Annotated in this window: 15 protein-coding genes; all 15 read right to left on the bottom strand. The window is 53.6% G+C overall.

Features of this window, described 5'->3' with window-relative positions; translation table 11 throughout:
• Positions 1–100 precede the first annotated feature (100 nt).
• The 15 genes from greA to nadB all read right to left on the bottom strand — a co-directional run bounded on the left by greA (position 101) and on the right by nadB (position 13,894).
• The gene (greA, locus tag SNR34_RS00375) at positions 101–577 is read right to left on the bottom strand and encodes a transcription elongation factor GreA (protein ID WP_236421306.1); all 477 of its coding nucleotides are present in this window, start codon (positions 575–577) and stop codon (positions 101–103) included.
• A gap of 248 nt (positions 578–825) precedes the next feature.
• A complete protein-coding gene (dusB, locus tag SNR34_RS00370) occupies positions 826–1,845 on the bottom strand; it encodes a tRNA dihydrouridine synthase DusB (protein ID WP_339275484.1) in 1,020 nt (339 codons plus the stop codon).
• A 105-nt stretch (positions 1,846–1,950) separates the two neighbouring features.
• The gene (locus SNR34_RS00365; protein ID WP_236421308.1) at positions 1,951–2,154 is read right to left on the bottom strand and encodes a helix-turn-helix domain-containing protein; all 204 of its coding nucleotides are present in this window, start codon (positions 2,152–2,154) and stop codon (positions 1,951–1,953) included.
• Positions 2,106–2,654: a 2-amino-4-hydroxy-6-hydroxymethyldihydropteridine diphosphokinase gene (folK, locus tag SNR34_RS00360; RefSeq protein WP_236421309.1), complete on the bottom strand. Its 549-nt coding sequence runs from the start codon at positions 2,652–2,654 to the stop codon at positions 2,106–2,108. The genes SNR34_RS00365 and folK overlap by 49 nt, the downstream gene beginning before the upstream one ends.
• A gap of 8 nt (positions 2,655–2,662) precedes the next feature.
• Positions 2,663–3,025, bottom strand: a complete 363-nt coding sequence (gene folB / locus SNR34_RS00355) for a dihydroneopterin aldolase (protein ID WP_236421310.1) — start codon at positions 3,023–3,025, stop codon at positions 2,663–2,665.
• 124 nt (positions 3,026–3,149) lie between these two features.
• Positions 3,150–4,013: a dihydropteroate synthase gene (gene folP / locus SNR34_RS00350; RefSeq protein ID WP_486180928.1), complete on the bottom strand. Its 864-nt coding sequence runs from the start codon at positions 4,011–4,013 to the stop codon at positions 3,150–3,152.
• Positions 4,010–4,894 (bottom strand): aminotransferase class IV, encoded by an 885-nt coding sequence (locus SNR34_RS00345; RefSeq protein WP_486180927.1) that lies wholly within the window; start codon positions 4,892–4,894, stop codon positions 4,010–4,012. Before SNR34_RS00345 ends, folP begins: the two co-directional genes overlap by 4 nt.
• Before the next feature lie 3 nt (positions 4,895–4,897).
• Complete coding sequence (gene pabA / locus SNR34_RS00340) at positions 4,898–5,473, bottom strand: aminodeoxychorismate/anthranilate synthase component II (protein WP_486180926.1); 576 nt, start codon at positions 5,471–5,473, stop codon at positions 4,898–4,900.
• Between the two features lie 43 nt (positions 5,474–5,516).
• A complete protein-coding gene (locus SNR34_RS00335; RefSeq protein ID WP_486180925.1) occupies positions 5,517–7,151 on the bottom strand; it encodes an anthranilate synthase component I family protein in 1,635 nt (544 codons plus the stop codon).
• A 138-nt stretch (positions 7,152–7,289) separates the two neighbouring features.
• The gene (gene cysK / locus SNR34_RS00330) at positions 7,290–8,228 is read right to left on the bottom strand and encodes a cysteine synthase A (RefSeq protein WP_236421315.1); all 939 of its coding nucleotides are present in this window, start codon (positions 8,226–8,228) and stop codon (positions 7,290–7,292) included.
• Between the two features lie 363 nt (positions 8,229–8,591).
• Positions 8,592–9,542: a peptidylprolyl isomerase gene (locus tag SNR34_RS00325; protein ID WP_236421316.1), complete on the bottom strand. Its 951-nt coding sequence runs from the start codon at positions 9,540–9,542 to the stop codon at positions 8,592–8,594.
• Between the two features lie 18 nt (positions 9,543–9,560).
• Positions 9,561–10,478, bottom strand: coding sequence for an Hsp33 family molecular chaperone HslO (gene hslO / locus SNR34_RS00320; protein ID WP_445259726.1), 918 nt, complete (start codon positions 10,476–10,478; stop codon positions 9,561–9,563).
• Between the two features lie 138 nt (positions 10,479–10,616).
• Positions 10,617–11,387, bottom strand: coding sequence for a type III pantothenate kinase (locus SNR34_RS00315; RefSeq protein ID WP_236421317.1), 771 nt, complete (start codon positions 11,385–11,387; stop codon positions 10,617–10,619).
• Between the two features lie 6 nt (positions 11,388–11,393).
• A complete protein-coding gene (gene nadC / locus SNR34_RS00310) occupies positions 11,394–12,260 on the bottom strand; it encodes a carboxylating nicotinate-nucleotide diphosphorylase (protein ID WP_486180924.1) in 867 nt (288 codons plus the stop codon).
• Positions 12,257–13,894, bottom strand: coding sequence for an L-aspartate oxidase (gene nadB, locus SNR34_RS00305; RefSeq protein ID WP_343262696.1), 1,638 nt, complete (start codon positions 13,892–13,894; stop codon positions 12,257–12,259). The genes nadC and nadB overlap by 4 nt, the downstream gene beginning before the upstream one ends.
• Positions 13,895–13,925 lie beyond the last annotated feature (31 nt).

Here is a 13,925-nt window from a genome sequence, read left to right as displayed (position 1 = left end):
GGATGCAAGTGTACATCAATGTTTATGCATGCCGGACATGTTGAAAAAAGCTCCCCTAAGGAAGCTTTTGCCTCATTTCCCGACTGCTTCATTGATTATATTACTTCTTAATATCTACAATTTTATATTGAATAACGCCTGCAGGCACGTTTACGTCAACCACCGTACCTTTTTTCTTGCCCAAAATCGCTTTTCCGACAGGGCTTTCGTTCGAGATTTTGTTCTGCAAAGGATCGGATTCAGCCGTACCTACGATGGTATACTCCATGGTGTCGCCAAATTCCAAATCCTCAACGATTACCGTTGCGCCTACGCTTACAGCGTCGGTATCGATCTCGTCATTGTTGATGATGCGCGCGTTGCGGAGCATTTTCTCCAGCGTAATGATGCGGCCTTCGATGAACGCCTGCTCATTCTTCGCATCTTCGTATTCGGAGTTCTCGCTGATATCGCCATAACCGATGGCTACCTTGATCCGCTCAGCCACCTCACGGCGCTTGACAGACTTCAGCGTCTCCAGTTCTTCTTCCAGTTTCTTGAGTCCCTCTTGTGTAAGGATAACTTCCTTATCGCTCATCTCAACCGATTCTCCTGTCATGGGAATAATTTGATTGCACGGCAACGGAACCCATGATGTCTTTCAAAAGCCCCGCCCGCATATATCTTGAAAACTATATGAAGTTCTCCGGAGAAACAGAACGTTTCCCCTGATGCACTAAGCCTTATGACACACATTGGCGAATTTATACTGAGAAATTATAGGGGAACGACATCGAAAAGTCAATGTCACTCCCCATATGGCTGTAAACGTTTTACAACGTCGTCTTAGGATGCATTTTCAGCAACGGCACGTTCAGCGTCAGATGGCCCCTCTTGATGCAGTTGACTTACGAAATTCTCCAAAATCTGCACCATTTCGTCACGTTTCGTTCCTTCCATAATAACGTCCTTGATACGTGCGGAGCCTTTGAGCCCTTTCAGATACCACGCCAAATGTTTGCGCATCTCGCGTACAGCGACCACTTCGCCCTTAAGGGCAACGAGACGATCCATATGCAGGATAGCCACGCGAATTTTTTCTTCGGCTTCCGGATCAGGCAGCAGCTCCCCGGAGCTTAAATATTGAATGGTACGATACAGCATCCATGGATTGCCGAGTGCAGCACGGCCGATCATGACGCCGTCGCAACCCGTTTCATCCAGCATGCGCCGCGCATCCTCCGGAGTAGCTACGTCCCCATTGCCGATGACCGGAATGGACACGGCTTCTTTCACGTTTTTGATGTGGGACCAATCGGCTGTTCCCGTATACAGCTGCTCCCGGGTACGACCATGCACGCTCACTGCCTGTCCTCCAGCACGTTCTACGGCAAGGGCATTTTCGACCACATAGATATGCTCACTGTCCCAGCCAATACGCATTTTGACCGTGACCGGCTTCTCAACAGCATCAACTACGGCAGATACCATCTCGTAGATTTTGTCCGGATTCAGCAGCCAGCGTGCCCCTGCATCGCATTTCGTTATTTTGGGTACCGGGCATCCCATGTTGATGTCAATGATGTCTGCATTGGTTTCCTTATCGACTACTTTGGCAGCCTCTACGAGCGATTGGCGGTCGCCTCCGACAATTTGCAGGCTGAGCGGCTTCTCCCGTTCATCCACGAACAGCATCTGGCGCGTGCGCTTGTTGCCGTGAACGATCGCTTTGTCGCTGACCATCTCGGCGCAAACGAGTCCTGTTCCGAATTCTTTGGCGATCAAACGAAAAGCCGGATTGCAGACACCGGCCATAGGCGCCAGCACGACCTGATTTTTCATTTCAATATTGCCTATTTTCAGCATCCCTTGTCCCACTCTCCTTCATTTTGCAGGCATCCCTCAGAAGACCCGCAGTCAAAATTGAACATTGTATGTCGAACGAGCTGTCATTCAGACTGCAAATACAGTCTATTGCCCTTGAAGCTCGCTGGCGCTGACCCCAAGCGTTTCAACGATCCGTGCCAACTCCTTTTCCGTCACCACGCGGTTGCCCCGCTCAATCGTGCCTAGAACAGCCAGCGATATGCCGGTTTTTGCAGCAAGCTCCTGCTGCGTCAAACCTCTCAACTTCCGGAATGCCCGGATGCGATTGGCCAGTTGCATGTTTTCCAAAGCCGAATTCCACCCTTTCCATCCAGCGCAGACAACGATGCGTGTACAACGTCGTACAAACCTGTAGTCTCCCCTTCGGACACGATGTCGGACAACGGAACCAGCACAAATGCCCGCTCACCCATTCGCGGGTGCGGCAGCTGCAGCAATTCCGTATCCCTTGTCTCCCCATTTACCCAAAGCAGGTCCAGATCAACGGTGCGAGGGCCCCAGCGAACATCCCGAACCCGGCCAAGCCGATTCTCGATCTCCAGCATCGCAGTAAGCAACTGCTCAGGCTGAAGGCTCGTTTGGAGCGCTGCCGCCATATTCAGAAAAGCGGGCTGATCCACGTAGCCTACCGGCTCCGTCTCATAGAGCGCAGAACCCCGAAGAACCTTGATCTGCGGGTGTTCGTCCAGCAAATTCAGCGCCTCAAGCAGCGTCTGCTCGCGATCCCCCAAATTAGCCCCTAAAGCAATATAAGCCTCTGAAAATTCAGAGGTCGAATGTGCATTCATATCCGTTCTCACTTTCTTGTGCGCCGAAGCTCCACGGTCACGCCGCCAAAATGAATATCGAACGGCGGATGCGGCTTCGTCACCTTGACTGTAAGTGCAATGATACTAGTATAAGTGTCCAGTAATGAAGATGCAATATGTTCACCCAATGCTTCAATTAACTGGAATGACGTATTCTCGACGATGCCCTTCACGAGCTCGTGGATTTCCGCGTAATTTATCGTTTTGGTCAGGTCGTCCGTACGCCCGGCTTCCCCCAGGTCCATATCCAGCTCCAGGTCTATGTAATAGCGCTGCCCAAGTTTCCGTTCCTCCTCAAACACGCCATGATACCCGTAATACTCCATTCGATGCAAAACCATCCGGTCCATCATTTCATCCTCCTTCAACCTTTATGCAGTCCGCCAACCTCATCAAACGCATTCCGTTAGCAACCTTCTCCTCTTTCCCAAAAACGCTGCGCTTCCTCCGGACGGGTCCAGGCAGACCGCCGTTTCATCTTTTCCGCAAGCCCGGAGAAGCGTATAACATGGCGTCACACATGTCCACCGTGCGCCGAATCGGCTTCACGTCATGGACGCGAACCATCTGGCAGCCTTGGGCGATGCCGAAGGCAACCGTTGCCGCCGTGCCTTCCACCGCATCGCCCGGCTCCACGCCGAGCGTGCTCTGAATGAACCGCTTGCGCGATGTGGCGAGCAGAACGGGATATCCCAGCTCGTTCAATTCCCCAAGCGCAGACATCAGCATCAAATTCTCGTTCAGGTCCTTTGCGAATCCGATGCCTGGGTCCAGCCAGATTTGGTCTTCTTTTACGCTCGCCTCCTTTGCGATCCGTACGCTCTCCTGGAGGTCGCGGACGACGTCAGGCACATAATCGGTGTAGTCGCGCGCCTGCCGATTGTGCATTAGAATGATGGGGCATCCCAGCTCTGCAGCCGTGCGGGCCATATCCGGATCAGCTTTCGCCCCCCACACGTCGTTAATAATGTGAGCTCCGGCAAGGATGGCTTCACGGGCAACGCCCGCCTTGTAGGTATCCACCGAAATGGGAATATGCGGAGCTTCCCGGCGCAGCGCCTCGATCACCGGAACGATCCGGCTCATCTCTTCCTCGGCGGTCACGACCTGTGAGCCGGGACGCGTCGACTCTCCGCCGATGTCGATCAGGTCGGCGCCGTCCTCCATCATCTGAAGCGCATGAGTGACGGCGCGCTCCACATTGTTGTAACGCCCTCCATCCGAAAACGAATCGGGCGTAACATTGAGAATGCCCATAATAAGCGTCCGTTCCCCGAGCTTTAGCCCGGCCGGCCCCCATGCATAATCTCGTTCATATATGATTGGTGCAAGCGTCATGAATTTAACCCCGCTTTCTCTCGGTACTTATGAAGAAGCCCGGCTGTAATTGGACCTATTCTTCCGTCGCTGATGATTCGGACTTCACCCATCGGATCACGCAGCGAAGTCACGGGGACCAATTCGGCCACGGAGCCTGTCAGGAAAATCTCATCCGCCTCCAGCAGGCTGTCCCATGCATACAAACCTTCTTCGCAAGGTATGTTCTGCCCGCCCGCCAATTCCAACACCATTCCACGGGTGATGCCAGGCAGTATGCCCGTATGGATGGACGGCGTATACAGGACACCCGATCTTATCCAAAATACGTTGCTCACGATGCCTTCCGCCACATAGCCCTCCCTAGTCAACTGAAGGCCTTCCGCGCCATGAGCCGCCTCGCCATATCCATTCAGCTCGCGTTTGGCTAGAATGCTGTTCATGTAATGCAGCGATTTCAGCCGCACGGCCCCTTCCGGGGTGTTGCGGGGCAGCTTCAGGCATTGCAGCATTTTGCCGCGTTCGTGCAATTCAGACGATGCGGGCGGCAGTGCCTTGGCCAGGACGATATGATTTGGCGTTCCGTAATCGGATGAAGGCAAACCGAGCGGCGCCTCCCCGGCTGAAACGGTATAGCGTACATATGCCTCTTCCAATCCGTTCGCCTGCATCAACCCCCGAATCCAGCTCTCCACCTCGGGCGCAGTCACATGGAAGGGGATGCCCAACTCCCGGCAACCGGCCGCCATCCGCTCCAGATGACGTTCCAGCAGGAAGGGCACGCCCCGATAGGTCCTGAACGTCTCGAAGAGTCCCAGCCCGTACAAAAAGCCGTGATCCGTTACCGGAACCACGGCTGCTGCCATGGGAACGACTTTTCCATTCAATGCGGCATATTTCATCGTCTATGCCTTGACCTGACCTGCCAGGAAATTACGCAGCATTTGGTGCCCATGATCCGTAATGATCGACTCCGGATGGAACTGTACACCTTCGATCGCATATTCCTTATGACGCAGGCCCATAATTTCGCCTTCGGCGGTTTCTGCCGTGATTTCCAAACAATCCGGCAAACTGCTGCGCTCAACGATCAAGGAATGATAACGCGTTGCCGTAAACGGAGATGGCAATCCGGCAAACACGGACGTGCCGTTATGGAACATCTCCGACGTTTTGCCATGCATCATGCGCTCTGCGCGAATGACATTGCCGCCAAACGCCTGTCCGATGGATTGATGGCCCAGGCATACGCCAAAGATCGGGATGCGGCCTTTGAAATGTTCAATAACGGCCAAGCTGATTCCCGCTTCATTCGGCGTACAAGGGCCGGGAGAGATCAAAATGTGATCCGGGGCGAGTGTCTCAATGCCTTCCAGCTCAATCTCGTCATTGCGTCTTACTTCGACGGTTTCCCCCAATTCGCCCAAATACTGAACCAAGTTGTAGGTAAAAGAATCATAATTATCGATAACCAGGATCATCGCTCGTGCTCCTCCTCTTCCGTCCTGCTTGAAGACGGCTCTCTTATTGGGCCCGGACCGGCTCAGCCTGCCCGGACTGCTTCTCTGTGGAATCGGTATGTTCCACCAATGCTCTGCTCCGAATCTCTTCTTCACTGTGCTTCACGGCTTTAATCATCGCTCTGGCTTTGTTGCGGCACTCTTTGTATTCTCGGTAAGGGTCGGAATCGATCACGATGCCCGCCCCGGCCTGGACGTAACCCACGCCATCCTTGACGGCTAGCGTCCGGATGACAATATTCAATTCCATGTTTCCACTGAAGTCTATCCAGCCAATCGAGCCCGTGTAGGGCCCGCGGCGAACAGGCTCCAGCTCCTCGATGATTTCCATCGTTCGCACCTTCGGCGCGCCGGTAATGGTGCCTCCAGGAAATGTGGCTGCGATGACATCGTACACCGATAATCCCTCGGCCAGCATTCCCTCCACTTGGGAGACAAGATGCATGACGTGCGAATATCTCTCGATCGTCATCAACTCCGGAACACGCACCGAACCGTAAGCGGCAATCCGGCCGATATCGTTTCGTTCCAGATCGACCAGCATAATGTGCTCGGCCCGTTCCTTTTCGCTGTTCAACAGCTCCGCAGCCATCGCCTCGTCCTCAGCCTGGTCCCGGCCCCTTCGCCTTGTTCCCGCAATAGGACGTGCGCTTACCTTGCCCTGATCGACCTTGACGAGCAGCTCAGGCGATCCGCAGACGAGTTGAAATTCCGGACTGCGCAGCAGGCCCATGTATGGAGACGGGTTGACGATCCGCAGCCATTCATAGATATCTTCAGCCGAAGACTGCAATCCTTTTTGTTGACGCAGGGACAGATTCACCTGAAATACGTCGCCCTGCCTGATGTACTCCTGCACCCGCTGTACCGCATTTTCGAAATCCTGCCGCGGAAACGGGGTTTGCCAACCTTCCGTTTCCGCGTCCGCCGGTTCGTTCTGCTGCACGGCCCACCGCTGCCTGCGTTGATCCAAAATCCGCTGCTGCTCGTCCGACTTCGCCGCATCCATCATCTGCGACCACTGTCGCTGCATTGCTTTTGCACGGCCTTCCGCCTTTTCAAACGCAGCGCGAAGGCCGCTGTCATTCGCTTCCGGCTGTACAGGCGCCGGCACATGGATCATGCAATAAAGCGCACCAGACTCATGATCGTAGGCCCACAACTCTTCGAAACGCATCCACCAGTAATCCGGCAATGCCGGATCATCCTTCGCTAGTGCAGGCAGTTTCTCCAGCGAGCGGGCCACGTCATAACTTAGATAGCCTGCACATCCGCCAGCGAAGCCAGGTACTCCCTCTACTCGGGGAGCGCGATAGGGCTGTGCCCAACGCTGCAGAACCTCCAGCGGCTTACCCTGATCATTTCGCCGCTCTCCACTGGCCAGCTCCTCGATTACGGCTTCGCTTCCTTTTCCCGAAATCACCGATACCGGGTGCAGTCCCACAAACGTATAGCGTCCACCCTTGCCGTTCTCCAAAACCATGGCATGAGGAGCGGCCTGCTGCCACGCTTCAGCCCACGTCGGCGGCAAACCGCCATGCTTCGTGCCACCGTCCGACCGAATGATATAAGGCAGCATCGTCCAGTCCTGAACGGCCCACTCCATCCAATCGGCGTATGTTGTCATCAGCTCTGTCATCGCGGTTTGCCGCCCTCCATCTGTCGCAAGTTCTATTGTTTGATAGTATACTAAAGCGCCGACCCTTTTAAAAGCATCCAGACAAAAAATCCCCCACACCCGATACACGGGCATGGAGGATCGATCCAGCGCATAAAATTAAGCTTCGAAGTTGTACAATGGCGTACTGAGGTAACGTTCACCGTTACTTGGCACGATCACGACAACGCGTTTGCCTGCCCCAAGCTGCTTGGCTACCTGCAAGCCGGCACGAATGGCCGCACCGGAGGAAATACCGGAAAGGATGCCCTCTTCCTTGGCCACCTGGCGGGCAGTTTCGAATGCATCATCGTTCTCGATGTGAATGATCTCGTCATACACTTCTTGGTTAAGGATTTCAGGAATAAAGTTCGCGCCAATTCCTTGGATTTTATGTGGTCCCGGTTTGCCGCCGGCAAGAATTGGAGATGCTGCCGGTTCAACCGCGTATACTTTCACCGATGGGAACGCTTCTTTAAGCACTTCGCCTGCACCCGTAATCGTTCCCCCCGTACCGATGCCCGCAACGAATGCATCCAATGTGCCTCCGATGGATTCGATGGCCTCCACGATTTCCGGACCTGTCGTTTCACGGTGAATTTTTACGTTCGCTTCATTCTTGAATTGTTCTGCCATGAAGTATGTCGGATTGGCTTTCTGCAGTTCTTCCGCCTTCTTAACGGCCCCGTTCATGCCCTCGGACCCTGGCGTCAGCACCAGTTCGGCTCCGTATGCGCGCAGCAGGTTGCGGCGCTCCAAACTCATCGTTTCAGGCATGACGATCACTGCCTTGTAACCTTTGGCTGCGGCAACCATGGCCAAACCGATCCCGGTGTTCCCGCTGGTTGCTTCAATAATGGTGTCGCCCGGCTTCAGCTTGCCTTCCTTTTCCGCTTCTTCCACGATGCTAACGGCAATGCGGTCTTTAACGCTGGAGCCAGGGTTTTGGTACTCCAGTTTCACGAATACTTCGGCACTGCCCTCCGGAACGATGCGATTCAAACGCACAAGAGGAGTTCCCCCGATCAATTCTGTTACGTTATTAACGACTTTAGCCATATGAATGCCCTCCTTAGGTTGGATGAGTAAATCTTGGTCCTGCGGGACCCTTCTGCGGCTGAACCAGCCTCTGGTTGCTGTATAGAAGAACCGCGGAAACCCCTTGCTTCATATTCATCCTGTCAACGACAACGCATTGGCAGGCCAGGTCTCCGAAGGTTTCTTTTCAAAAAGTATATAAGCACAAATCATGTTTAATCCGAGTAAAAAAGTAGGTATTTGCTATTTTCATCTTATCAACGTTACACCTTATTGTCAATATGAGTGCCAAAAAAAATACTCTTTCCATGGGCATTTGGGCCCACAAAAAGAGTCTATTTATCACAATGCTGTCGGCAGGCTGCAACGGGGAAGAGTCAGGCTTCACGAAGCCGGAATTTCGGCAATGATGACCGCTTCGTATTTGTCACGCAGTCTCTCTTCCACTTCGGAAAGGGGATCTGCCTGACTTAATGCGAGCTGCATGCGAATCTCTTCAACGATCTCCTCGTCCGAAGGAACTTCTTTTTCTTTTCGGTCATTCATTTTGAGGATCGCATACCCTTCTTCCACCGGAATGGGACCTGCGATTTCGCCTTTTTGCATATGTTCGGCCCGGTTCATGATCGCTTCAGGCTGAAAGGGATCGGTTCGTTCGATCCAACCCAATCGCCCGCCGGAGTCGCGCGAGTAACTGTCGATCGATTCCGTTCGCGCGGTTTCTTCAAAGTCGGTGCCCTTTTTCAATGCATCCACCAAATCCTCGGCATATTGCCTGTCCTTGACCACGATAAGAGATAGATCGTATTTCTCAGGTGTCACGAAATCTTCCTCATGTTTGCTCCGGTAGTCCTCAATGTCCGATTCCCTCACCTGGATGCCGATCGTTGCGATCTTTTCCAGCAGCAGCTTGTAGCCTGCCTCTAATTCCAGTTCTTCTTTGGTCAGGCCCAGTTGGGACTGCATCTCGTCAAAATACGCCTGCACCGAGTCGTATCCTTCCATCGCCGCGTTAAGTTCCCGGCTAATTTCACGAGGGGTTACCGTCAGATTGCGGTTGAGCGCTTCGGCATACACCGCTTTGCGATTCAACATCTGAATCAGCAATTCGTTTCCGTAACGTCGCTTCAGCGCATCCGTCCATTCCTTGTCGGTAATCACTTCCCCATTGATTGTTGCAATGACATTGCCATCTCCCCGTCCGTTCTCGCCGGATGCATCCGCGTCTTCGCGTTGTGGCCTGAGGCCCTGCATAACCATCATGGTCCCCATCACCACCATGCCGAGCGTCAAGACAACTACCGCCGTCCACAACCCTTTTTCCTGACTTGTCATTGCGTGCCCCCGCCCGAATCAGCTCTTGGCTTGTTCTAGAATGCTCTCGAGCTGTTCGCGATCAAATTGGTAAGCTTCGTTGCAAAATTGGCAAACCACTTCCGCTTTGCCATCTTCTTCGATCAATTGCTCCATCTCGGATTGCCCAAGACTAATCAGCGTTTTTTCCACGCGCTCACGCGAGCACTCGCAACGGAAATGAATGTCCATGCCATCCATAATACGCACGTCCGGAAGCACCTGGCGAAGCAGTTCCTCCAGTTCCATTCCTTGCTCCAGCAAAGTGGTTACCGGGGACAACTCGCCAAGGGATGTTTCAATCGCTGAGATCTCGTCATCGCTCAATCCTGGCAGCAATTGTACGATAAATCCGCCAGCGACGATGACCGAGCTATCCTGATCGACCAGCACACCCAAACCAACCGCAGAGGGCGTCTGCTCGGAAGTTGCGAAATAGTAGGTAAAATCTTCGGCAAGCTCGCCGGAAATGATCGGCACGCTGCCGCGGTAAGGCTCCTTCAATCCAAGGTCCTTGGTAATATGAAGGAATCCTTCCGTACCAACCGCTCCCGCAACATCGAGCTTTCCTTTGCTGTTGCTTGGCAGATGCACATGCGGATTGTGTACATATCCGCGCACTTCGCCCTTGGCGTTGGCATCGGCAACAATCTGGCCGATCGGCCCGTTTCCTTTGATCTGAACCGTCAGCTTCTCCTCGCCCTTCAGCATGGCGCCCATCATGGCCGCAGCCGTTGCCGTGCGTCCCATCGCTGCCGTGGCGGTAGGGAACGTATCGTGTCTTCGGCGCAATTCTTCTACCAACGCCGTCGTTTGAACGGCGAAGGCTCTGACCCGTCCCTCCATGGCCGTCCCACGAATCAGCCGGTCTTGCTTGTGGTTGTTTTCCAAGCTTTTCAGCCTCCTTAGTTGTTTCATCATCATATCGATGATGTTTAAATTATTTAATGAACCCGATTTCAATCCAATGATAAAGAGAAAAAGCTCCTGCAAGCGACAGAAAAGACGGCCCGTACTTCAGGCTGTCCACCAGCCCGCTGTCTGCCGTCCTTATCCTTACCTTTCCCGGTTCCGTTCATAAATGATACGCAGCCCTTCCAGTGTAAGCAGCGGATCAACCTTCTCGATGCTGCGGGTCTCCTCGGCAATCAGTGATGCCAATCCCCCTGTTGCGATCACCGTCGGCTTCGCGTCCATCTCTGCGCAGATGCGTTCCACGATGCCGTCGACCTGGCCGGCATATCCGTAAATAATACCTGATTGCATGGCATGTACGGTGTTGCGGCCAATAACCTTTTTGGGCTTTTCCAATTCGATGCGCGGCAGCTTCGAAGCCCGTTCATACAGCGCCTCGGTGGCGATATGAATGCCAGGCACGATCGCTCCGCCGAGATAATGGCCTTTCTCGTCAATGCAGTCGAAGGTCGTTGCCGTCCCAAAATCGACAACAACGAGCGGTCCGCCATATTTGGCGGTGGCAGCCACGGCATTAACGATCCGATCGGCGCCTACCTCGCGCGGATTTTCATATCGCAGATTCAGGCCGGTTTTGATACCGGGCCCAACCAGCATCGGCTTTTGGCCGATGTATTTTTCACACATCGTTTCAATCACGTTCACCAGCGGCGGAACCACCGATGAAATGATCACGCCTTCAATGTCTCGGGCAGACATGCCGGACATATGAAATAAATTATAAATCAATACGCCGTATTCATCCACTGTCGACTGGCGTGAGGTACTCAAGCGAAAATGATGGAGCAGCTCCCGTCCCCGGTATACCCCAAGCACGATATTGCTGTTGCCCACGTCCACAACAAGAATCAAAGAGGTTCACCCCTCCTTCTTTTCGTTTAAATCCAGGCTGATATCGAGGCTCTCGAAAGAATAGGTTAACCTGCCTACCGAAATTACATCCACACCCGTCTCGGCAATTCCTCGGATCGTCTCCAAAGATACATTTCCTGAAGCCTCCACCTTAACATGTGGGGCCTGCTCACGAATGACGGCGACGGCTTCACGCATCAGGCCGGGCTGCATGTTGTCGAGCATGATGATGTCCGCGCCGGCCTGCAGCGCTTCCTGCACCTGTTCCAGATTCTCCGTCTCTACTTCAATGGTCATTGTATGCGGAATAGCCATTCTTGCCCGTTGGACCGCTTGAGTGATACCGCCTGCACCTTTAATATGATTGTCTTTGATCATGACTGCATCATAGAGGCCAAACCGATGATTCGCTCCCCCGCCGACGCGTACGGCATACTTCTCCAGCATGCGGTGGCCCGGCGTCGTTTTGCGCGTATCCACCAATCGGGTTGGCAGCCCTTCCAATGCGTCCACATACATACGCGTGCGGGTCGCAATGCCGGACATGCGTTGGAGCAGATTCAAGGCAAGTCGCTCTCCCGTCAGCAGACGATGCGTACTGCCCTCCACCTCGGCTAAAATCGTTCCACGTGTAACACGATCGCCATCTTTCACTTTAGCGGCAAAAGAAAGCGTTCGGTCCACCTCGCGGAAAACAAGCTCGGCTACATGGATTCCGGCAACGATACCATCGTCCTTGGCATGGATCACCGCTTTGGATTGATGACCTTCCGGGATCGTTACAGTTGTCGTTACATCACCCGAACCGACATCTTCGCGAAGCCAGCCCTTAATCGATTCAATCAGTGCTTCATTATATCCATCGAGTATCATGACATCAATTCCTCCACGATCGCTTGTTCCCGCTGCTGCAGGCTGTGTCTCTGCCAAACCGCGTCATTACGTTCGGGGTAATCCTCACGATAATGAGCTCCCCGGCTCTCCTGCCGGTGCAAGGCTCCGCTTGTCACCAGCCAGGCACATGTCAGCAGGTTTGCATATTCCATTTCCTCAACTTGCTCAAGCTCCTGTTCAAAAAAGGCCATCTCCTGCTTCAACTTCTCGGAGGCTTCGCGCAATCCGTTCAGGTTACGCCGCAATCCGACTTGTCTTACCATTAGCTTCTGTAACCGTAGACGCCGCTCGGAAACAGGCTTTTGATCTAACGTTAACCGGTTGACTCTTGGATCAGGGTTCCCGATGAAACTTGTTTTCGAATGGTTTTCCTCCTGTGCAGTTAACGGAGGCAGCTGAGAAATCCGTTCGACGATGCGGCTTCCGAACACGATCGCTTCGGACAATGAATTGCTGGCCAGACGGTTTGCACCATGCACGCCTGTGGACGAGACTTCCCCGCAAGCGAACAATCTTGAAATGCTGCTCTCCCCGTTCATATCCGTCTTCACGCCACCCATCATGTAATGGGCCGCAGGAGCGACGGGTATCCAATCGGATGTCAAATCAAGTCCGTAACGCATGCAGGTTTCATAAATGGTTGGAAAACGGTGTTTGACCATCTCTGCCGATTCATGCGTAATGTCCAGATAAACAAACGTGCTGTTCGTAGCTTCCATCTCGCTAATGATCGCCCTTGCTACGATATCGCGCGGTGCAAGCTCCAGCTGCGCATGATACCGCGCCATGAACCGTTCGCCCTTCACGTTGCGCAGATACGCGCCCTCGCCGCGAACCGCTTCGGAGATCAGGAATCTCGGGGCACCGGGATAACAGAGCGAGGTTGGATGAAACTGAATGAACTCCATATCACGAACGACGGCGCCAGCACGATACGCCATAGCTACCCCGTCGGCTGTCGCTACTTCCGGGTTCGTTGTGTATCTATACAGCTGCCCCGCCCCGCCTGAGCAGAGCACTGTGGCCTTTGCCTTCACAAATACTCTTGTTCCATCAGGCTTTTGCACAAGCACGCCTCTACACTCGCCATCCCCGGTTATCAAGTCGATGACGAAGTGTTCATCCCAAACGTCGATGCCGGGATGCTCGCTCACTTCAACGGCCAGCGCACGCACGATTTCGTAGCCTGTCGCATCTCCGTTTGCATGCAGTATGCGGCGGTGGCTATGCGCGCCCTCCTGTGTCAGTGCCAGCTCGCCGTCCTCGAGATCGAACGAGGTGCCCAGGCGGATCAGTTCCTTGACTCCGTCGGGCCCTTCATTTACCAAAGCTTCCACCGCTTCAGGACGACAAAGCCCGGCCCCGGCCACCATCGTGTCCTGCAGATGGTATGCCGGCGAATCGTCCTCAGCAATCACTGCGGCGATGCCTCCCTGAGCATAACGGGTATTGCTTTCGAGCAACGATTTCTTCGTAATCATGAGTACGCGGTTCTGCGCGCTCGCCTTAATGGCCGTAAACAAACCTGCGATGCCCGATCCAATCACCAGCACATCCGTTTCATGCACCGGCAGCAGGGATATATCAAAATCTACTACATATTGCGGTATCATGTTATTCACCTGTCTTGGAGCAAGAGTAGCG

The sequence above is a fragment of the Paenibacillus sp. XP01 genome, from assembly GCF_057364885.1.
This window is presented reverse-complemented; position numbering and strand designations above follow the sequence as displayed.